General features: G+C 64.8%; 21 protein-coding genes. 13 read left to right on the top strand and 8 right to left on the bottom strand.

Annotated features, from left to right (window positions below):
* A complete protein-coding gene (locus FKZ61_RS16045) occupies positions 1-747 on the top strand; it encodes an XdhC/CoxI family protein (protein WP_141611146.1) in 747 nt (248 codons plus the stop codon).
* Positions 748-909: 162 nt separating this feature from the next.
* Positions 910-1,827 carry a patatin-like phospholipase family protein gene (locus tag FKZ61_RS16040; RefSeq protein ID WP_141611145.1) on the top strand — a complete coding sequence of 306 codons (918 nt, stop codon included), beginning with the start codon at positions 910-912 and terminating at the stop codon, positions 1,825-1,827.
* Positions 1,828-1,875: 48 nt separating this feature from the next.
* On the opposite strand, the gene folE is transcribed toward FKZ61_RS16040, so the two are convergent.
* The 6 genes from folE to FKZ61_RS16010 all read right to left on the bottom strand — a co-directional run bounded on the left by folE (position 1,876) and on the right by FKZ61_RS16010 (position 6,576).
* Positions 1,876-2,547: a GTP cyclohydrolase I FolE gene (folE, locus tag FKZ61_RS16035; protein ID WP_141611144.1), complete on the bottom strand. Its 672-nt coding sequence runs from the start codon at positions 2,545-2,547 to the stop codon at positions 1,876-1,878.
* Positions 2,548-2,603: 56 nt separating this feature from the next.
* A complete protein-coding gene (folK, locus tag FKZ61_RS16030) occupies positions 2,604-3,086 on the bottom strand; it encodes a 2-amino-4-hydroxy-6-hydroxymethyldihydropteridine diphosphokinase (RefSeq protein ID WP_141611143.1) in 483 nt (160 codons plus the stop codon).
* A 3-nt stretch (positions 3,087-3,089) separates the two neighbouring features.
* A complete protein-coding gene (gene folB, locus FKZ61_RS16025) occupies positions 3,090-3,482 on the bottom strand; it encodes a dihydroneopterin aldolase (protein ID WP_141611142.1) in 393 nt (130 codons plus the stop codon).
* Between the two features lie 379 nt (positions 3,483-3,861).
* On the bottom strand, positions 3,862-4,620 hold the full coding sequence (locus FKZ61_RS16020; RefSeq protein ID WP_229964287.1) for an alpha/beta fold hydrolase: 759 nt from the start codon (positions 4,618-4,620) through the stop codon (positions 3,862-3,864).
* A 33-nt stretch (positions 4,621-4,653) separates the two neighbouring features.
* On the bottom strand, positions 4,654-5,556 hold the full coding sequence (gene nudC / locus FKZ61_RS16015; protein WP_141611210.1) for an NAD(+) diphosphatase: 903 nt from the start codon (positions 5,554-5,556) through the stop codon (positions 4,654-4,656).
* 243 nt (positions 5,557-5,799) lie between these two features.
* Entirely contained in the window at positions 5,800-6,576 is a 777-nt protein-coding gene (locus FKZ61_RS16010) for an ABC transporter permease (protein ID WP_211358592.1), read from the bottom strand.
* Positions 6,577-6,766: 190 nt separating this feature from the next.
* Here FKZ61_RS16010 and FKZ61_RS16005 point away from each other — a divergent pair, with 190 nt between their 5' ends.
* From FKZ61_RS16005 to FKZ61_RS15965, 11 genes are all read left to right on the top strand, one after another.
* Positions 6,767-7,096, top strand: a complete 330-nt coding sequence (locus FKZ61_RS16005) for a peptide ABC transporter substrate-binding protein (protein WP_141611140.1) — start codon at positions 6,767-6,769, stop codon at positions 7,094-7,096.
* Between the two features lie 147 nt (positions 7,097-7,243).
* Positions 7,244-8,359, top strand: coding sequence for a hypothetical protein (locus tag FKZ61_RS16000; protein WP_141611139.1), 1,116 nt, complete (start codon positions 7,244-7,246; stop codon positions 8,357-8,359).
* A 56-nt stretch (positions 8,360-8,415) separates the two neighbouring features.
* Complete coding sequence (locus FKZ61_RS15995) at positions 8,416-8,760, top strand: nucleotidyltransferase domain-containing protein (protein WP_141611138.1); 345 nt, start codon at positions 8,416-8,418, stop codon at positions 8,758-8,760.
* A 274-nt stretch (positions 8,761-9,034) separates the two neighbouring features.
* Positions 9,035-9,268: a type II toxin-antitoxin system HicB family antitoxin gene (locus FKZ61_RS15990; protein ID WP_141611137.1), complete on the top strand. Its 234-nt coding sequence runs from the start codon at positions 9,035-9,037 to the stop codon at positions 9,266-9,268.
* Positions 9,261-9,437, top strand: coding sequence for a type II toxin-antitoxin system HicA family toxin (locus tag FKZ61_RS24475; protein WP_141611136.1), 177 nt, complete (start codon positions 9,261-9,263; stop codon positions 9,435-9,437). The genes FKZ61_RS15990 and FKZ61_RS24475 overlap by 8 nt, the downstream gene beginning before the upstream one ends.
* Complete coding sequence (locus FKZ61_RS24470; RefSeq protein WP_141611135.1) at positions 9,419-9,529, top strand: DUF433 domain-containing protein; 111 nt, start codon at positions 9,419-9,421, stop codon at positions 9,527-9,529. The genes FKZ61_RS24475 and FKZ61_RS24470 overlap by 19 nt, the downstream gene beginning before the upstream one ends.
* Positions 9,530-9,693: 164 nt before the next feature.
* Positions 9,694-12,399, top strand: coding sequence for a LuxR C-terminal-related transcriptional regulator (locus FKZ61_RS15985; protein ID WP_141611134.1), 2,706 nt, complete (start codon positions 9,694-9,696; stop codon positions 12,397-12,399).
* A gap of 212 nt (positions 12,400-12,611) precedes the next feature.
* Positions 12,612-13,595 carry an NAD(P)-dependent alcohol dehydrogenase gene (locus tag FKZ61_RS15980; protein ID WP_141611133.1) on the top strand — a complete coding sequence of 328 codons (984 nt, stop codon included), beginning with the start codon at positions 12,612-12,614 and terminating at the stop codon, positions 13,593-13,595.
* A 157-nt stretch (positions 13,596-13,752) separates the two neighbouring features.
* On the top strand, positions 13,753-13,893 hold the full coding sequence (locus FKZ61_RS15975; protein WP_170199831.1) for a hypothetical protein: 141 nt from the start codon (positions 13,753-13,755) through the stop codon (positions 13,891-13,893).
* 197 nt (positions 13,894-14,090) lie between these two features.
* Positions 14,091-14,237, top strand: coding sequence for a hypothetical protein (locus tag FKZ61_RS15970; protein ID WP_211358591.1), 147 nt, complete (start codon positions 14,091-14,093; stop codon positions 14,235-14,237).
* A gap of 48 nt (positions 14,238-14,285) precedes the next feature.
* Positions 14,286-15,044: a DUF4386 domain-containing protein gene (locus FKZ61_RS15965; protein WP_141611131.1), complete on the top strand. Its 759-nt coding sequence runs from the start codon at positions 14,286-14,288 to the stop codon at positions 15,042-15,044.
* Positions 15,045-15,174: 130 nt separating this feature from the next.
* Here FKZ61_RS15965 and FKZ61_RS15960 read toward each other — a convergent pair whose 3' ends face one another.
* Positions 15,175-15,927 carry an SDR family NAD(P)-dependent oxidoreductase gene (locus tag FKZ61_RS15960; RefSeq protein WP_141611130.1) on the bottom strand — a complete coding sequence of 251 codons (753 nt, stop codon included), beginning with the start codon at positions 15,925-15,927 and terminating at the stop codon, positions 15,175-15,177.
* Positions 15,928-15,945: 18 nt separating this feature from the next.
* Positions 15,946-19,023, bottom strand: a complete 3,078-nt coding sequence (locus tag FKZ61_RS15955; RefSeq protein WP_141611129.1) for a hypothetical protein — start codon at positions 19,021-19,023, stop codon at positions 15,946-15,948.
* Between the last annotated feature and the right edge of the window lie 52 nt (positions 19,024-19,075).

Genomic DNA, 19,075 nt, shown 5'->3' with positions numbered 1-19,075 from the left:
ATGGGACCCATCTTCAACGCCTGGCGGGAGGCGGTGGAACAGGGGCGGCCCGTGGCCCTGGCCACGGTGCTGGCCGGCCCCCGCACGGGCCAAAAGCTCCTGGTGTATGGTGACGGCTCGGGGTTGGGCAGCCTGGGCGAGCCCGGGCTGGATGACCGGGTGCGGGAAGAGGCGGCGACCTTGTTGGCCAGGGGAGAGTCCGGCCGCTTGACCGTGCCCTGGGGGCAGGAGTCGCTGGATCTCTTCGTGGATGTCCAGCTCCCGCCGCCCCGGCTCATCATTGTGGGCGCGGTCCACATCGCCATCCCCCTGGTCACCTTCGCCAACGTGCTGGGCTTCCGCACCATCGTGCTGGACGCCCGGGGCGCCTTTGCCACGCCGGAGCGCTTCGGCCATGCCCACGAGCTCATCGTCCGCTGGCCGGCGGATGTCCTGCCGGAGCTGAACATCGACGAGAACACCTGCATCGTGGTGCTGACCCACGACGAGAAGATCGACAACCCCGCCCTGGCCTACGCGGTGCGGAGCCGGGCCCGCTACATCGGCGCGCTGGGCTCCCGCAAGACCCACGCCCGGCGGGTGGCCGTCCTCAAGGAGATGGGCGTCAGCGACGAGGAGATCGCCCGCATCCGGGCGCCCATCGGCCTGGACCTGGGCGGGCGGTCGCCGGAGGAGATCGCGGTGGCCATCATGGCCGAGATCGTGGCCGTGCGCAACAATGCGGCGCTCGTGGATCCCCGCCGCTGATTTCACCGTGCTGATGCCTCCACAGACAAGCTCCGCAGGTCCGGTTTCCATACCGGACAGGCGGTCACGTATGGAAACGTGACCTGCCAAGCCCCATGGTCGGACAATCGGCATTCACCGTGGCTGCGCGGGGAAAGACACCGAAACAAGGAGGGAAGCCCAATGATCGCGCTGGTCTTGAGTGGTGCAGGGAACCGGGGTCCGGTGGAAGTGGGCGCGCTGCGGGCCCTGGTGGAGCACCAGATCCGACCGGATTTTATTGTGGGGACGTCGGCAGGCGCCATCAACGGCTGCTACGTGGCAGCCCGGGGGATGAGCCGGGAGACGGTGGAGGCCATGGAAGCCCTGTGGCAGCAGGCCTCGGCCAACGTGATCTACCCCGGCGGCATCCTGGGCGCGGCCTGGCGCCTCTGGCGGCGGGCGGACAGCCTCTTCAGCAGCGACGGCATGCGCACCCTGATCCGCAACGCGCTGCCGGCCGGGGTCACCACCTTTGGCCACCTGCAGCTTCCCCTCTACGTCACCGCGGTGGATCTCCTCAGCAGCCGTCTCTTCCTCTTCGGCGAGGACGGCAACGTTCCCCTGGTGGACGCGGTGCTGGCCAGCGCCTCGGTGCCGGCCATCCATCCGCCCGTGGCCTATCACGGCCTGCAGCTGGTGGATGGCGGCGTGCTGGCCAACGTGGCTGCCAGCGTGGCCATGGACAAGGGCGCGACCCAGGTCTACGTGGTCAACGCCGGCTACGGCGGCGGCCCTTTGACGCCCGCCCAGGGGGTGCTGGAAGTCATCGGCCACACCATCAACGCGATGATGGCCCAGTCCCTCCTGCAGGATCTGGACCGGGCCATCCGCGATACGGCTATTGATTTGCACCACATCCACATCCCGGCCTTCCAGGGCATCTCCTTCCGGGATTTCAGCAAGACCCGGGAGATGATCCAGGCCGGCTATGAGGCGGCCCAGGCCTACCTGGCTGCGCCCCGGCCCCACGTGGTGGCGCCGGCCGCGGTGGCCCAGCCTGCCCTGGGGGCTGCGGTTCCCGGTGCCCGGGAGCTCATTCCACCTTACCCGCGTCCTTGACATCCTGGCCCACCGGCGATCGTTGGGCGACCTGGACGCCGCCTGCCATCAGCCCTGCCTTTGCCCGACAGCGTCCATGAACTCCCGGCGCAGTTGGGCATCGCTCTTGAAGACGCCCCGCATGGCCCGGGTCAGGGTGGCGCTGTGCTGCTTCTGCACCCCCCGCATCATCATGCAGAAGTGGACTGCCTCTGCCACCACTGCCACGCCCCGGGGGGCGAGCACCTGCTCCAGGGCATCCGCAATCTGGTTGGTCAGCCGCTCCTGGACCTGCAGCCGCCGCGCGTACAGGTCGGCGATGCGGGCCAGCTTGCTCAAGCCGATGATCTTGCCGTTGGGCACATAGGCGATGTGCACCTTGCCGAAGAAGGGCAACATGTGGTGCTCGCACAGGGAGTAGAACTCGATGTCCCGCACCAGGACCATCTCCTCGCCGTCGTCCTGGAAAATGGCGTCATTGACCACCTCGTCCAGGGAGATGTGATAGCCGCTGGTGAGGAAGCCCATGGCCCGGGCCACCCGCTGGGGCGTGCGCACCAACCCCTCCCGTGTCGGGTCTTCGCCCAGCCGAACCAGCATCTGGCGGACCAGGTCGGCCAGGACCGGGTCGTAGGGCTTGTCCTCGCCAGCGGCCGTGGGGGCGTCGGGCTCGTGGACCTTTTGGGACTGGGCGACGGTTTCCGCATGCCCGTTCACGGGCAGGATTGTCTCGTGTTTCATCATCGATACCTCCGCAATAATTTTTGCAATAGAGTCGTGGATACCCACCCCTGTTCTCAGCCTGCTGGCCTGGCAGTGGGGCGGAAGCGGGCGGCCAACTCCTGGAGGCTGTGGCCCGTGGTCGGGTCCTGCCAGTCTGGCGCGATCTCGGCCAGGGGGAGGACCACATGCGCGTACCGGGCCAGGTCCGGGTCGACCACAGGCGGCCCGCCGTCGTCCGGCGCGTACCAGACGATGTCCAGGTCGATGGGGCGGGGCGCGAACTTGTCCTCGGTGCGCACCCGGCCCAGGCGGGCCTCCACCTCCCGCAGGCGCTGGCGCAACTGTTGGTAGCCCAGCTCTGTTTCCACCCGCAGGGCCACGTTGTGAAAATTGGGCTGGCCGCTGGGCCGGCCATCCGGCCCGATGGCTGGGGTGTCATGGATGGCGCTGACGGCCTGAACCCGGAGGCCGGGCAGGCGGCGGAGCGCGTCCAGCGCGGCCGGCAGGTTGCGTTCCCGGTCCACATTGCTGCCGGCCAGGATCAGGGCTGTGGCCATGGCCTACCCCTTGCCCAACACCTCGTCCCGGGTGCGGAAAATGGTCAACCCCACGCTGCGGGCAAAGCGGACTGCGCCGGGCTTCTCCACCGTCAATTCCACCGCCTGGACTCGGGGGTCGGCCTCCAGGCAGAGGCGGACCAGGTCTGCGGCCAGCTTTTCCACCAGGAAGGGCTGGCCGCTTTCCACGTGGGCGATGAGGGCCTTGGCCACTGTGCGATAGTTGACCGTGTCGGCGATGTCGTCGCTGCGGCCGGCGGCCCGGGTGTCCGCCCACAGGGTGGCATTGATGAGAATATCCTGGCGGTTCTTGCGCTCGTCGGGGTTGATGCCGACGATGCCCCGCACCAACAGATCCCGGATGTGGATCCGGTCGAGTTCAGATAAAGGCTGCATGGATACCTGACACCTTCTTTGATTGATCACTTCTTTGATTGATCATTGATGACTTCCCTGCACAAAGGGCGTTTTTGAATGCAAAGGCGCAAAGAAGCGCGGGAGAGAATCACCCGAATCCGCGTTCATCTGTGTGGGTCAGCGCCCTCACTTGACCTTTGTGCAGTAGAGCCATTGATTGAGCATTGGTTCACGCACCCTGTCGCAGAGCCCTCCCTGCCATCTGTGGAGCGAAATCGGTAGCTCCAGTCCAATGGGCAAAGATGTTTCTGGGCCTGGCAACGTGCATCGGGAAGATTATGGACCCGATTAATCTTTTTGACTGTGTGGTGGGTTACGTTCTGGCGGGGAAAATCTGGGCAAATTCTGGGCAAATCATCTACATTCCGCTGTGCAGGGCCTGCAGGGTGGCCCGGACCACGGCCTCCTGCTGCTCCCCATAGGAGATGGTGGCAGGTTGGTCCCCGGCCTGGAGCTCGTACCAGCCGAACTGGGTGTGGTTGCCGCCCGGGATGGGGATGAAGGCGGTGTCCGGCGGAAGCAAGGCCCGGGACGCCTGGATTTCGTCCGCCGAGACCAGGCCATCCCGGGTGCCGTAGATGGAGGTTACCGACAGCTCCGCCAGGGCGGCCAGGGAGTCTTCGGATGCCGGGTACGCTGCCCAGAGGACGAGGCCGGCTACGGCGTCGGGGTGGCGGTGGACGAAGCGGGCGGCCATGGTGCCGCCCAGGGAGTGGCCGGCCAGGAACCAGCGGTGGATCTGGGGATAGGCGGCCATGACCTGGCTGGCCTTGTTCGGGGCCAGAACGGCCAGGTTGAGGGGCATGGGCACGATAATGACCGGGTAGCCCTGGGCGGCGATGGCGTGGGCGGCCGGCGCGTAGGCCCGGAAGTCCACCCGGCCGCCGGGGTAAAAGATGAGGGCGGTGTCCGGCGTGCCGTGGGTGGGCCAGAAGACGAACCAGGGGCCGCCGTGGACCTGGACCTGCTCGTCGGAGTGGAGGGCGGCCAGGGCTTCAGGGCGCAGGGTGGGGGTCTGGGTCACCCAGATGATGGTGAGGGCGGCGCCCACCAGGAGGAGGAGCAGGATGCCGGCGGCCAGGCGCAGGAGGCGCCCTCTTTTTGTTCGTGTAGTCATAGATAGTGTGGTGGTCATGGTAAGCCCCGTTCTTTAGCGGTTTTGGCCGGCGACACCGGTGGCCTGTCGGGCCACAAAGGCGTCGATCAGGCGGCGGGCGATGCTCATTTTGGGGGGGAGCTGGGGCAGGTTGTCGGCGGTGAACCAGTCCGCCTGGGCAATTTCGCTGTCCTCCAGCCGGATCTCCCCGCCGGCATAGGTGGCGGTGAAGCCGATCATGAGGGAGTTGGGGAAGGGCCAGGGCTGGCTGCCGAAGTATCGGATCTCCCGGATCTCGATGCCCACTTCCTCCCGCACCTCCCGCCGGGCACACTCCTCCAGGGTTTCGCCTGGCTCCACAAAGCCGGCGATGACGCTGTAGCGGCCAGGCGGAAAGCGGTGGTTGCGGGCCAGCAGGATCTCCTCGCCCTGGGGGCCGGGGCGGGTCACCGCGATGATGATGGCCGGGGAAAGGCGGGGGAAGTGGGTCAGGCCGCAGCTCGGGCAGCGCTTGGCCCGCTCCCCAGGGACCGGCGCCATGGCCGTGCCACATCGCCCACAGAACTGGTGGGTCCGGTCCCATTCCAGCACCTGGATGGCCCGGCCGGCCAGCATGAAGAGGCGCTCGCCCAGCAGCTCGTAGAGCTGGCGCAGGCCGTCCAGCCGGTAGCCCGGGGGCACGGCGGCATCCTCCGCCAGTTCCGCCACATAGCAGGGTATCCTGGCGCTGGGGCCGCCGTCCAGGAAGCCCAGGTAGTGTTGTCGCACAGGGGAAATGCCCAGGCGTTGGCAGTCCGGCAGCAGGGGGAGGGGGAAGTGCCCGGCCTGGACGTCCTGGACCAGCAGTTGGTCCCCCCGGAAGAGGAACCAGCAGGCCGCCGCCCCGACCAGCGGGTCCGGTGGCGTCACCCCGGGCTCAAAGGGCGCGGCGCTGAGATCGTTGACCGATAGATACATGCTCATGACTCCACGATAGAAACCACAGATTTCACAGATATGGCTCTGCTGCAAAAAGGTCCAATGAGGACGCTGACCCACGCAGATGAACGCTGATTTGGGTGATTCTCTCCTGCGTTTCTTTGCGCCCTTGCGTTCAAAAATGCCCTTTTTGCAGGGGAGCCACAGATGACTTTACTGCAAAAACACCGCCGAGACCCGGAGTACGCTGGACATGGGTGTGTTGGGATGGCCGTTGGCCCGTCACGCGGAGGCGCCGGCGTAGTGGCGGAGGCCCAGGCGCCAGAACCAGCGGGCCAGGGCGAAGATGCCCACCGCCAGGCCCACCGCGGTGGCCAGCACCTGGCCGGTCAGGCGCCCGATGAGGGCTTCGGCGGGCACCGTCACCGCGAAGGCCACCGGCACCAGAAAGGTCAGGACGAAGCGCAACACATCCGGGTAGATCCCCACCGGCCAGCGGCCGGCCTGGTAGAGGCTCTGGAAGATGACCAGGATGTTTTCGATGCGGATGAACCAGAAGGCGAAGGTGGCCAGGATGAGCCAGAAGCTGTAGACGATCACCGCGCCGGCGCCCAGGGCCAGGACAAAGGCCAGGATCTGCAGGGGCGAGAGCAGGTAGCCCACCTGCACCAGTGCGTAGGCCAGCACCGCCACGCCCAACACCAGGTCGAAGGTGCTCCAGAGGGAGAGGCGCCGCAGGCTGATCAGGAGCTGGGCGTCCGCCGGCTTGGTGAGGACGAAGTCCAGGGTCCCCCGGCGGATATCCTCCAGGAAGGCCTCCATGCTGGGCTGGATGACGGTGTTGATAAAGCCACCCATGATGAAGTAGATGCCCACCAGGGCCAGCAACTCTGCCGGGCGCCAGCCGGCCAGGGTGTCCGTGTGTTGGAAGACCACCGCCAGCCCCCCCACGGCGGTGACCATGCCCAGCACGGAGCGCAGGAGCTGGACCCAAAAGTTGGCCCGGTACTGGAGTTCGTTCAGGATGCCCAGGCGAATGAAGGTCACAACGAGGCGCATCAGATCCATAGGGGTAGTATAGCACAAGCCCCTGGGAATGGCGGACGCCAGACCTGTTTGACATCCCCTTTGAATCGCCTATACTCACAGGTGCATCGCCCCATAGCCACAGCTCCCAGGACACAGCTCCCAGGACATGGGGGAAGCGGCACCCGGCACTGGCCAAACCGAAATCAAAACGGAGGATTCCATGAACTTACCCGAATCGGACTGGAAGCATCTTTCCCGCCTCCGGCCCCTGGCATTGGACCGGCTCTGCCGGCGCATCCTGCAGGAAGCCGAGGCCATCATCGCCAGCGCGGCGGACAGGGGGAGCCATCGCGCCTACCTGGATCTCTATCAGCACCTGCGGGAGCAGGACCGGGTGGTCGCCGACTGTTTCGACAACTGGCGCCGCTCCCAGGGCTTCTTTCTCCTCTCGCTGTGGCACCGGTATGGCCTCATTACCGACGAGGAGCTGGCCGGCTTCACGCCGGAGATCCAGGAGCGGGTGGCAGCCTCACTCCCCGGCCAGGGGTAAGCCCGGGCCATCTCTGTGGCGCTCACGATTTCGTAGGTCCAGTTTCCATACCGGACCAGCGGTCACGTATAGAAACGTGACCTGCGATACCTTTTGATGAGACAGTTTGATGAGACAGTCGGTATAACTGGAACTGTAAAGACGTCCATGAGCGAATACCAGTACTACGAATGGCAGGCCCTGGATCGGCCCCTCACGCCCGAAGAGCAGGCCGAGGTCGGCGCCCTCTCCAGCCACATCGACGTCACTGCAACCCAGGCGGTTGTCACCTACAGCTGGGGAGGGGGCTTCAGGCACGATCCCCTCCAGGTGCTGGCCCGCTACTTCGACGCCTTCATCTACCTGTCCAGCTGGGGCAGCCGGCAGCTCGCCTTTCGCTTTCCCAGAGATCTGTTGCCCTGCCATCAGATAGAGCCGTACCTGTGGGATGAGTACGTCCAGCTGAAGACGTGCGGCGATGCCTTGATCCTGGATATATCCCCGTTGGATGAAGATGGCGAAAGGTGGGGAGGATGGGTCGAAGGTGAGGGCCGGCTCAGCATCTTGAGCAGACTGCGCAACGACTTGTTGGCTGGCGACTATCGATTCCTCTACCTGGCCTGGCTGCTCGCTGCTGACCTGGACTGGGCCCATGAGGAGGTCCTGGAGCCGCCCGTTCCATCTGGCCTGCAGGATCTCTCACCGGCCCTGGTGAGTTTTATGGAGTTCTTCCAGTTGGACGAGTACCTGGTCCAGGCGGCTGCGGAGGCCAGCCCGCCCCTGGGGCAGAGTCCAGCCGTCCCTGTGGAAGAAGCCATCGCTCGCCTTTCGCCGGAAGAACGCAACGACTTCCTCATCCGCCTGGCGCTCGGGGAGCCCCATCTCACCGTGAAGTTCAACCGTCGCCTGCAGGAGCTTATGGGCACCGCTGCCCCGGAGACTCCGGGACCCCGGCGCACGTGGGGCGAGCTCCAGGCGCGCGCCGAACAACTGCGTCAGGAAGCAGAGCAGCGGGCCAGGGAAGAGGCGGAGGCGAAACGTCTCCAGGAGTTGCAGGCCCTGGCCGCGCGGGAGGACGCAATCTGGCAGGAGGTAATGGCCCTTATCGAGGCGAAAACGAGCGCCTCCTACGACGCAGCCCTCGACCGGCTCTTCCAATTGCAGGCTCTGGCGGACCACCAGGGCCGCACGGCCGAATTCCAGGCGCGGATTGCCGAGCTGCGCGAGCGGTATCCAACCCGGTATGGCCTGCGCAGGCGCCTGGATCGGCTGCAACGGTCCTGACCGCGCCCCGGCGCTCTGGCGGCGGGTGCGGTTTCCTTCGTGGAGTCATAGATGCCATGAGCGAATCCAAACTATCGCGACAGATAGAATCGGACGATACGCTTCAAGAGATGGTGCGGCGGATCAGGCGCATCGGTAACCCACAGAAGATCATCCTGTTTGGTTCACGCGCCCGTGGTGAGGTCCATCCGGACAGTGACTATGATTTGCTGTTAATTGAGCCATCCGACCAACCGCGCCATCGCCGGGCAGCGCGCTATCGCCGGGCATTGCGCGGTCTGGCGCAGAAAGACATTCTGGTGTGGACCCCAGAAGAGGTAGCCGCATGGCGTGATGTACCCAACGCCTTCATCACCACAGCCGTGCGCGAAGGAATTGTCCTGTATGAGCAACGAAATTGATCTGGCCCTCCGACCGAACATAGACGCCAGGGCATGAGCGGCATTGTACCCGCAGCTGGGCGCCGGGCGGACTGGCTGGAATTTCCGCTCAGTGGTGATATATAATGACTTCACGACAAGAACACCGCAAAGACGCAGAGCACGCTGAGTTTTCTCCGGTCTTCCGCTGCGCCCTCTGCGTTTCCGCGGTGTTAGAACCCCTTGTTGCAGGGAAGTCATAGAATCCAACTGGGTCATCCAAACGACCCGCGAGTTCATCAGCACGGAGATTGCCATGAAACAGCGATACACAATTCAGGCTGTGATCTACCCGGGGGAAGAACGGGGTTACGTGGCTGAATGTCTGAACCTGGCCGTCGTCACCCAGGGCGAGACGTTGGACGAAACGGTGCGAAATCTTCGCGAGGCCATCCAACTTCACCTGGAGGGTGAAAACCTGACCGATCTGGGACTGGCCCCACACGCTCCCGTGGTCGTAACCATGGAGATGGAGCCGGTCTATGCCTAGATTGCGCCGTCTTTCCGGCCCTGAGGTGATTGGGATCCTGAAGGGGTTCGGATTCGCCGTGCACGCGCAGAGTGGTAGTCACGTCAAGTTACGACGGTTAAGCCCTGGCGGCCAAAAACAGACCTTGACCATTCCGAGTTGTCCGGAGGCATGGCCGTTCACGAGGTAGCGGAAGAATACGGGATCACCCATGAAGACGTTCTGGCAGCGCTCGGTTACGCTGCCAAAAGATTAGTCATGGAATCGTCATCGTTGAAGTAGGTCGGATACGCATTCTATACCCTAACACCCCAGGCGCATCCCAGGCTTGATGGAACCGCCCCGATGGGGTAAGATGCCGGGGTCCGGATGCCGGCACGGCCGGCTTCCCCTGCCCGGGTGGTTGGACAGGTCGTCCCCACCCTTTGCCTGAAAGCGCCTGCCCCATGTCTGCTCCCATCCTGGCTACGAAGCTCTTCATGCCCACACCCCGCCCCAACGCAGTCCACCGCCCCCGCCTGCTGGCGCAGCTCCGCCAGGGGCTGGATGACCCCGGCCCGGGCTTTGCCCGCAAGTTGACCCTCATCTCTGCGCCGGCCGGCTTCGGGAAGACCACCCTGGCCGCCGCCTGGCTGGCCCCCACCCCGGACCAGCCCGGGCCGCCGGTGGCCTGGCTCTCCCTGGAGCCGGCGGACAACGACCTGGCCCGCTTCCTGGCCTACCTGGCGGCCGCCCTGGGGACCGTGGCCGGCCACGTGGGCGAGGGGCTGGCCGCGGTCCTGCGAGGGCCCCATCCGCCGCCCATGGAGCCCCTGCTCACCGCCCTGGTCAACCGGCTGGCCGACCTGCCCAACCCTGCCGTCCTGGTCCTGGACGACTATCACGCCATCCACTCCAGGGCCGTGGATGAGGCCGTCACCTTCCTCCTGGAGCACCTGCCGCCCACCCTGCACCTGGTCATCGTCACCCGGGAAGATCCACCCCTGCCCCTGAGCCGCCTGCGGGCTCGGGGCCAGCTCACCGAGCTGCGGGCCCGGGACCTGCGTTTCACGCCAGACGAGGCGGCCGTCTTCCTCAACCAGGCCATGGGCCTGGCTCTGTCGGCCGAGGCCGTCGCGGCCCTGGAAGCCCGCACGGAAGGCTGGATCGCAGGCCTGCAACTGGCGGCCCTCTCCCTGCAGGGCCGCGCCGACCCGTCCGGATTCATCCAGACGTTCACCGGCAGCCACCGCTTCGTGCTGGACTACCTGGTGGAGGAGGTGCTGCAGCGGCAGCCCGAATCCATCCGCACCTTCCTGCTGCAGACCGCCATCCTGGACCGACTGTGCGGCCCCCTGTGCGATGCGGTCACCGGGCAAGAGGGCGGCCAGGAGATGCTGGAGACCCTGGAGCGGGGCAACCTCTTCGTCGTTCCCCTGGACGATGAGCGGCGCTGGTATCGGTATCACCACCTCTTTGCCGAGATGTTGCTCGTCCGGGCCCAGGGAGAATGGCCGGACCGGCTGCCCTGTCTGCATCGGCGGGCGAGTGGGTGGTACGCCCAACACGACCTGCCGGCCCAGGCCATCCGTCACGCCCTGGCCGCCCAGGACTGGCCGCGCGCCGCCGGGCTTATCGAGCTGGCGTGGCCGGCCATGGACGGGCAGTTCCAGGCGGACGCCTGGATCGCGTGGGCCGGCAAATTGCCGGAGGAAGTGATTCGGGCCAGGCCGGTGCTCAGTGTGGCGTATGCGTGGGCCCTGCTCAACGGCGGTGAGCTGGAGGGCGGTCTGGCCCGGCTAGACGAGGCCGAGCGCTGTCTGGAGAGCGCCGTCGCGCAGATGGTCATTGCGGATCCGGAGCAATTGGCCACCTTGCCCGCGTCCATGGCCGCGGCCCGTGCCTACATTGCCCAGGCCTTGGGCGACACTCCTGGCAGCGTGGTCCACGCCCGCCAGGCTCTGGATCTGCTGCCCGAAGACGACTACTTGACGCGCGGACAGGCGGGCGCGCTGCGGGGGCTCGCCGAATGGGCCATGGGCGATCTGGATGCTGCCCATGACTCCCTGGCCAACGCCATGCACTGCTTCGCCCAGATGGGCAACGAGATCTTCGCCCTCAGCGGCACCTATGGCATGGCAGACATCCGGGTGGCTCAGGGGCGTTTGCGGGAGGCCACGGCCATCTACCAGCGGGCAACCCGGCTGGCCCAAAGGCTGGGCGAGGAACTGGGCGAAGCGGTGCCAGGCACAGCCGACATCCACCTGGGACTGAGCCAGATCTACCGAGAGCAGGGCAAGCTGGACGCCGCCCGGCAAGAGATGGAGCGGTGCGAAGCCCTTGGCGAGCCGGCGGGGCTGGGCGATTTTCCCTTTCGCGTGCGTCGGGCCAGGGCAGAGGCCATGCTGGACCAGGGGGACCACGCCAGCGCGCTACTCCTGCTGGATGATGCGGAGCGCCACTACCTGCGCTCCCCTGTCCCCATGGTAAAGCCCATCCCGGCCATGCGGGCCCGGGTGTGGCTGGCCCAAGGCCGTCTGGCCGAAGCCCTGGCCTGGGCGCGGGAACGGGGGCTGTCCCTCGACGACGAGATCAGCTTCCTGAGCGAGTTCGAGCACCTGACCCTGGCCTACCTCCTCATGGCCCAGGACAAGCATGGCGCGGCGCTCCCCCTGCTGGATCGCCTGGGCCGCGCGGCGGAGGCGGGGGGACGAACGGGCAGCGTCATCGAAATCGGGATCGCCCAGGCCCTGGCCCACCATGCCCAGAATGACATTCCCGGGAGCCTGTCCGCACTGGAACGGACGCTGACATTGGCCGAACCGGAAGGTTATGTGCAGGTCTTCGTCCGCCACGGTGCGGCCATGGCCGCGCTGCTGGCCGAGGCGGCGAAGGCAGGCATTTCGTCGAATTATGTGCGCCGGTTGCGGGCGGCCATGGGTGCGCCGACGGCCGGCGCCCCGGTGGACCCCCCATTGCTCGACCCGCTGAGCGACCGGGAATTTGATGTCCTCAAACTGCTGGTCACCGAGATGAACGGCCCCGAAATCGCCCGGGAGCTGGTGGTTTCCCTGAACACCCTACGCACCCATACCAAGAACATCTACGGCAAGCTCGGCGTGAACAGCCGACGGGCGGCCATCAACAGGGCGCAGGATCTCGGTTTGATCTGATCTGCTCTTCCCAACTTTCTAACTTACCCCGGCCCTGGCAGGGAAATGGATTCCCCTGCCGGGGCTTTTTCTTGCCCTCGTATCATGCCGCTTGCTCGATGACATCAATCACCACCTGAATCACCAGATGATGTGAGGACGCCTCACCACATCTGCCGCTATGCTTGGACCGTAGCAGCAAGGCAACGAAGCAACAGCAAGGAGGAATAGATATGAAAGCCATTTTTGCCCCAAAGTACGGATCGCCCGATGTTCTCGAGCTACGGGAAGTTGAAAAACCCACCCCTGAAGCAGACGAAGTTCTGATCCGCATCCACGCAGCATCGGTCAACGCTGGAGACTGGCATCTCTTGCGGGCGGACCCATTCCTGATCCGGCTGATGTACGGGCTAACGGCCCCCAGGCATCCCATCCTCGGCTCGGACGTGTCCGGCACGGTAGAAGCCATCGGCAAGGATGTCACGCAGTTTCAGGTCGGTGATGAGGTCTTCGGGGATCTGTCCGGGAGCGGGTTTGGGGCCTTTGCGGAATATGCAACAGCCCCCGAAAGCCGGCTGGCCCACAAACCGGCGGGGTTGACTTTCGAGGAAGCCGCGGCTGTGTCCGTGGCCGCCGTCACCGCCCTCCAGGCCCTGCGGGACCACGGGCAGATCCGCCCGGGTATGAAGGTGCTGATCAACGGAGCATCCGGCGGGGTGGGGACATATGCGGTACAGATCGCCAAAGCCTTGGGCGCTGAGGTTACCGGCGTGTGCAGTACACGCAAAATGGAAATGGTGCGCTCGATTGGGGCTGACCATGTCATCGATTACACCAAGGAAGACTTCACCCAAAACGGACAACGCTATGACCTGATCCTGGCCGCCAACGGCTATCAGCCTCTCTCCGCCTACGAGCGAGCATTGAGCCCACAGGGAATCTATGTCATGACTGGCGGCACCATGGCCCAGATGTTCCAGGCCATGTTGCTGGGACCGTTGAAGTCAAAGAAGGGGGGCAAGAAGATGGGGAACATGCTGGTGAAATCCACCCAGCAGGATCTGGTCTTCATGAAAGAGCTGCTCGAAACTGGCAAAGTCGTGCCGGTGATCGACAGGCGCTACCCGCTGAGCCAGGTTCCCGATGCTATCCGCTATCTGGAAGCGGGGCATGCCAAGGGAAAAGTGGTGATCGTTTTGGACCAAACCAGCGGGTAACCAATGGGGGAGCAGGGCGGAACGGCTGGCCATACAAGACAGCATCCGAACCTTACCCCATGCCGGGGGATGCTGGGGGCGTCTTGAAAGGGTAGCCGTAACAGGTGTTGATATTCGGTTTTCGTATGTCAATTTGTATTGTTTGAAGGGGGAAAAGATGGAAGTGCTTTATGTGGTTTTGTCTTGGGGCTCGCCGTTTGGCATCGGGCTATTTTTCACAGGGCTTGGCCTGTTTTTCTGGGGCTTCTCCCGTTTTATTTCATCCATAGCAGTCCGCAATGCCCGGGACGACAGGTAGTCCCCGGCCCCATCACCGGGTGGGACCGGGCCGTCATAGAGTTCACCGACACACAAACAACGCACAGAATAGCGCACAGAATGAGGTGAAGGATGGGGCAACAACGCCGTTCAAGCGAGGACCATGACAGAGCAGGGATCTATGAAATTCGCATCGCAGGACATCTCGATGACCGGTGGGCCGGCTGGTTCGAGGGGATGAGCATCACCCTGGAGGAGAACGGCGAGACCCTCTTGACCGGGCCGGTGGTCGACCAGGCGGACTTGCATGGATTACTGCGGAAGGTGCGGGACCTGGGCATGCCCTTGCTCTCGGTCACCTGCACTGAAGTTCATCACCCATAGCGGTTTGTCGATTCAACTTGAGCGTTCAACCCAACAGGAGAAATACCCATGACCGACCAGACCCGATCCATTGCAGACATCTCCCCGGGCAAGGCTGCCCGAGTCGCCGGCGTTCTGTATCTCGTGATCACCGTGGCCGCGATCGTCGCCCATATGTATGTCCCCACCCGGCTGATTGTCCCCGGCGACGCGGCCGCCACCGTCGCCAACATCGCGTCATCTGGCTCGCTCTTCCGTGCCGCGATCGGCGGCGAATTCGTGGTCCTGCTGAGCGAAATCGTGCTCTCGGTCATCCTCTACAGCCTGTTTCGCACGGTCAACCGGACAATTTCCCTGACCGCGGCGGTCTCCCGGCTGACCATGACCGCCATCCATGGCATCAACCTGCTGAACTACTTCTTCGTCTTGCTGCTGATCGGTGAGCCGGACTATGTCGCCGTCTTTACCAAAGCGCAGGTGGACGCACTGGTGTCGCTCTTTCTGGAAGCCCACAGCTATGGCTTCACCATCGGCATCGCGTTCCTGACCATCCACGTCTTTGCCCTTGGCTACCTGATCGTCAAGTCGGGCTACGTGCCCAGGGTGCTCGGGGTCTTCTTCATCGTGGCGGGTTTCGGCTACCTCTTCGACAGCTTTGCCTTGCTGTTCCTCGCCAACTACGAAACGACTCCGGTCTATTTTGCCCTGCCCATTGCCCTCGCCGAGATCGCCTTCCCCCTGTGGCTGCTGGTGAAGGGCGTCAACGTCCAGGCGCAGGCCAAAGGCCTCTCCCTGGCTTCTCCCCAGGTGGAGGGCAGTGGTGTGTAAGAGACGCTCAGGCGAAAGGTGCCCATAAAACATACCGCGCGGGGAGCTAATCCGTCATGCGAATCGGCTCCCCGCGTGCCTCATCTGTGCCATGGCCAGGCGCAGGCGGACAAGGAACAGATCGTTCAATTCAAAAGGTAATGGTCAGACCGCCATCGACGGTGATGACTTGGCCGGTAATGTAGGAAGCATCAGGTCCGGCCAGAAACCAGGCAACGCCCGCGATCTCCTCTGGGCGGCCAGGCCGCCTCAAGGGCAGGTGGTGGCCCTCCACGTAACTTTGCCGAAACCAGTCGGTTTCCAGCTCGTTGACGCCGTCGATGACGCTCATGGGGGTGTCCACAAAGCCAGGGGCGATGGCGTTCACTAGGATGCCCCGATCTGCCAATTCCACGGCCAGACAGCGACAATACTGGTTCAAGGCCGCCTTGGCCATGGCGTAGGCGCTGGCCCGTGCCTCGGCCCTTTCTCCATGGATAGAGGTGATGTGGACGATCCGGCCTCCATGGGACATGAGGGGGACCGCCAGGCGTGTCAGGTGTACGGCTCCGTTGACCATGATGTCCAGGGGCCTGCGCCACGCATCCAGCGGCGTTTCGACGGCATGGCCCGGTATGAAGACACCGGCACAGTTGATCAGAGCGTCCAACCGTCCCCAGGCACGCTGGACCTGGGCGGCAATCTGGGCGACCACGTCCGGATCGCTGTAGTCTCCAGGACAGACCAGATGCTCCCCTGGCGGCAGCAAATCCCGCACGGCCAGCAGCTCCTTTTCCCGCCGTGCGGTCAGACAGACCTCATATCCCTCCTGGGCGAACCGGATCGCTGTTGCCTTGCCAATGCCCGAAGAAGCGCCAGAAATCAAAGCTTTCTTTCTATCCATGGCCGATGCTTTTCCTCTTCAGTAGCTTATCTGGACCAGTAGGTTCTCTTCCACAGGGCGGACGCGCACGACTTCAGCGGCCGGGTCGAAATCGGCGTGGGGTCGGCCGTTGACGGTGACGGCCTGGATGGGCCGTTGTTCTGGGTGCCGGAGATGCAGGTGCAGGGCTTGCGGCAAACGGCCTGCGGTCAACCTGACTTGCCCGGTGATTTCGGTGTCGCCGGCTTCCACCTGGTAGCTCACCGGGCCGAAGAAGCTGGCCATGCCCTGTACGCCAAAATGCTGCCCCGGAGCCAGCCAGGCGCGGGGAACGCCCTGGGCCAGGTGCAGCGTCTCCCCTTCTTCCCGCAACAGGAAAGCCCGCAACCAGATCAGGGACTTGGACTCATCCGGCGTCTTGTAGAACGGGCCCACGCCATGGCCCAATTCGACCACCGGATGCTCGGTGAAGACCCGCACATCCGGGTAGAGGCTGCTGGTGAAGTTGTTGAAAAGGGCGCGCAGGGCGTGCTTGATCTGACCGCGGCGCAGGTAGTCGATGGCCAGGTCCATCAAGTTGGGCTGGATGGTGATGCCGCCGTGACTGAACCAGTGTCGTTCCCGGTCCACCGGCCGGCCCCATTCGCGGCTGACGAAGAGGTTGTCCTCCAGGTCCTTGAGGAGCCAGGTCACCTCCGGTTCCCATGGCTCGAAGACGCCGCATTCCATGAGGTGGAGGGCACCATAGGCCGCTTCCCGGAACCACCCCCACTCCCGGCCCCGGAGGCCGGCCCGGGTGGGAATATGGGGGACCGCTGTACCGTCAGAGAGGCGCTCCACCGGGGCAAGGGCCATGCTGCGTCGGGCCGCCTGGCGGATGTCGTCGCGATAGGCGGTCGCTGCCTCTGCCAAGCGGGAGGCCTCGGGGTGGTCGATGTCGGCCAAGACGTCCGCGATGGCCTGGAGACCGGCATAGGCGTGGGCGTTGACGGCAAACCAATGGCGCCACTCCGGATTGTCCTCCAGATGGCCAGGCGGCAACAGGCCCCAGGTCAGGGCGGGTTCGCCCTGGTCATCGGTTACCTGGGTGGCCTGGCGTTCCCGGATGACGAAGTCGCAGGCGGCTACCAGGTGGGGCGAGACCCGTTCCAACCAGCGGGTGTCGCCGGTGTAACGATAGTGGTTGGCCAGACACTCCATGATGTAGCCATGGTCCAGGTTGTAGCCAAAATGGCTCCAGATAGGCTGGCCGTCGTCCAGGTCCAGCCCCTGGAAGGCACCCTCCTTGCTGGCGAAGAGGCCGTCAGGGCCGATGGTGCCCTGGGTGGCCAGGAAGGTTTCCAGGTAGGCCTCAGCCCGACGGTGATGGCCGGCCTGGTCGAGCATGGTGATCTGCCAGCAGGCCTCATTGCCACAGGCACCGTAGCGCCAGGTGGCGGCGGGCACCACGAAGAGGCCGCTGGCCGGGTCCTTATCCGCCGTCAGCGCCACGTGGATCCGCACGGCCTTGTGGAAATCGCTCAACACCCTGTCCGGAAGCTCCATCCGGCCACCGGTCTCCACTAGCTCCCGCCAGTAATGAATGACATTCTGCAGCTTCTCGTCGAACTTCAGGGCCTGCACAGCCTGCCATTCGTGCTGCTGGCTCAGGCTGACAAAGGGAAAGGCGAAGGTGAGAGAGTGGGACTCGCCGCCGGCCAGCTCGACACGGTAGAGTACAGCCGTAGCCACTGCCGCTGGAGCGGCAACCTCCTCCGGGAGCGGCAGGGCCGAGAGGTGGCCTCGGCCGTGGATGTCGATGGCGCTGCGCAGGTAGGGGGTAGGATAGGGGTCCACCTGCCACTGTCGCTGGACCGGGACGTCCGGCACCACCCGACCCAGACCCAGGAGCAGGCCATCGCGGAGTTCCACCTGTTCGTGGGGGGCAATGACGGTCCAGAGCAGGGCCTGTTTGGTGCCATGGGTGGTATTGCGCAGGGTGAAACGCACCAGGGCCACCACGTCCTCGTCGCCGCGAATGCTTTCGGCCGCCTGCATTGGGCCTGCCAAGGGCGCCGCAAATGCGGTCTGCTCGTACTCAATCTCCCGGTCCAGCCACCGGCTGGTGAAGACCGGCAGCCACCCTTCCAGTCGGCTCTGCTGGGTCGCCTTCCGTCCTTCGCGAAAGTCGGGTGGGTCACCGCTGCCAAAGCGGAAGCGCAGCTGCTGGCCGGGCCACAGCAGGCGAGCCGCATCCCGCCCGGCCAGCTTCAACTCTCGCTTGTCGGCGAAGAGCTCGCCGTTGTAGCGCAAGGCCCATTCCTGCCTGCCCCCGTCGATGCCCAGCGCCACGTAGCGGCCGAAGGGGGCCTGTTTGGTCACGTCCAGGGGCGGGATCTCCGCCATGGCCCGGGCCAGGTTCTGTTCGGGCTCGTCCTCCACCCGGTCGTAGAGGTTTTTGGGTTTGGTCTCCAGTTGGCGCAGGTAGTCGGCGAAATGGGGATGACCGGGGCGGGCAATGTAGACCTTGTAGTCGGGAAGGTAGAGCGGCCCTGACTCCAGGTCCCTCAGCCGAAAGGTGAAGGTATGCTCTGGTGTGCGGAGGGTGAGCAGGGTCTCGTCGCCAGGGGTGGTGGCGCGGCTGGCATGGTGCAGATGCAGCTGTAGCCCGTCCGGCGTGGTTGTGGACTCCAGAACCTCGCCGTTGAAGGCCTCCACCTGCAAGCCGTCCACTTCCCCCCCATCCACCCGTATGATTGCGATGGTTCCTTCCGCCCATCGGGCCGTGGAGAAGACCTGGATCCGTTTCACCTGGGGGGCCTCGTCTCCTCCGCTTACCACCCGCAGCTTGAGGGTGCGTCGAAAAGGGGCCAGGTAATTTTCGGCCTCCTCCAACTGCGCCCCACTTTCCCGTCCCAGCTCGGGGAGATCGATAGGGTCGAAGTGGACGGTGACGGTGTGGCCATGCTGGCGGTACTCGCCTCGGACCCGGGTCCAGCGGCCGTGCCAGGGGTCGTCCCGTCCGATCCAGCCACGACGGGCACCGGGTCGCCGTTCGGGGGCAGGGGTGGGCCAGTGCATGCGCCAGTAGTGGACCTCCAGGCCGAGTGGGGGTTGGTGGGCATATTCGACAGCCACACTATGGATGTCCCGTGGAGCGTCCCACTCCAGGCCCAGGTGCCATAGACCC

This window comes from Litorilinea aerophila, assembly GCF_006569185.2.
GTDB lineage: Bacteria > Chloroflexota > Anaerolineae > Caldilineales > Caldilineaceae > Litorilinea > Litorilinea aerophila.
This window is presented reverse-complemented; position numbering and strand designations above follow the sequence as displayed.

What these genes read in the sequence shown, in the direction of transcription:
- FKZ61_RS16045 (WP_141611146.1), top strand. Translation starts at nt 1, where the DNA reads ATGGGACCCATCTTCAACGCCTGGCGGGAGGCGGTGGAACAGGGGCGG.
- FKZ61_RS16040 (WP_141611145.1), top strand. Translation starts at nt 910, where the DNA reads ATGATCGCGCTGGTCTTGAGTGGTGCAGGGAACCGGGGTCCGGTGGAA.
- folE (WP_141611144.1), bottom strand. Translation starts at nt 2,547, where the DNA reads ATGAAACACGAGACAATCCTGCCCGTGAACGGGCATGCGGAAACCGTC.
- folK (WP_141611143.1), bottom strand. Translation starts at nt 3,086, where the DNA reads ATGGCCACAGCCCTGATCCTGGCCGGCAGCAATGTGGACCGGGAACGC.
- folB (WP_141611142.1), bottom strand. Translation starts at nt 3,482, where the DNA reads ATGCAGCCTTTATCTGAACTCGACCGGATCCACATCCGGGATCTGTTG.
- FKZ61_RS16020 (WP_229964287.1), bottom strand. Translation starts at nt 4,620, where the DNA reads ATGACTACACGAACAAAAAGAGGGCGCCTCCTGCGCCTGGCCGCCGGC.
- nudC (WP_141611210.1), bottom strand. Translation starts at nt 5,556, where the DNA reads ATGTATCTATCGGTCAACGATCTCAGCGCCGCGCCCTTTGAGCCCGGG.
- FKZ61_RS16010 (WP_211358592.1), bottom strand. Translation starts at nt 6,576, where the DNA reads ATGCGCCTCGTTGTGACCTTCATTCGCCTGGGCATCCTGAACGAACTC.
- FKZ61_RS16005 (WP_141611140.1), top strand. Translation starts at nt 6,767, where the DNA reads ATGAACTTACCCGAATCGGACTGGAAGCATCTTTCCCGCCTCCGGCCC.
- FKZ61_RS16000 (WP_141611139.1), top strand. Translation starts at nt 7,244, where the DNA reads ATGAGCGAATACCAGTACTACGAATGGCAGGCCCTGGATCGGCCCCTC.
- FKZ61_RS15995 (WP_141611138.1), top strand. Translation starts at nt 8,416, where the DNA reads ATGAGCGAATCCAAACTATCGCGACAGATAGAATCGGACGATACGCTT.
- FKZ61_RS15990 (WP_141611137.1), top strand. Translation starts at nt 9,035, where the DNA reads ATGAAACAGCGATACACAATTCAGGCTGTGATCTACCCGGGGGAAGAA.
- FKZ61_RS24475 (WP_141611136.1), top strand. Translation starts at nt 9,261, where the DNA reads ATGCCTAGATTGCGCCGTCTTTCCGGCCCTGAGGTGATTGGGATCCTG.
- FKZ61_RS24470 (WP_141611135.1), top strand. Translation starts at nt 9,419, where the DNA reads ATGGCCGTTCACGAGGTAGCGGAAGAATACGGGATCACCCATGAAGAC.
- FKZ61_RS15985 (WP_141611134.1), top strand. Translation starts at nt 9,694, where the DNA reads ATGTCTGCTCCCATCCTGGCTACGAAGCTCTTCATGCCCACACCCCGC.
- FKZ61_RS15980 (WP_141611133.1), top strand. Translation starts at nt 12,612, where the DNA reads ATGAAAGCCATTTTTGCCCCAAAGTACGGATCGCCCGATGTTCTCGAG.
- FKZ61_RS15975 (WP_170199831.1), top strand. Translation starts at nt 13,753, where the DNA reads ATGGAAGTGCTTTATGTGGTTTTGTCTTGGGGCTCGCCGTTTGGCATC.
- FKZ61_RS15970 (WP_211358591.1), top strand. Translation starts at nt 14,091, where the DNA reads ATGAGCATCACCCTGGAGGAGAACGGCGAGACCCTCTTGACCGGGCCG.
- FKZ61_RS15965 (WP_141611131.1), top strand. Translation starts at nt 14,286, where the DNA reads ATGACCGACCAGACCCGATCCATTGCAGACATCTCCCCGGGCAAGGCT.
- FKZ61_RS15960 (WP_141611130.1), bottom strand. Translation starts at nt 15,927, where the DNA reads ATGGATAGAAAGAAAGCTTTGATTTCTGGCGCTTCTTCGGGCATTGGC.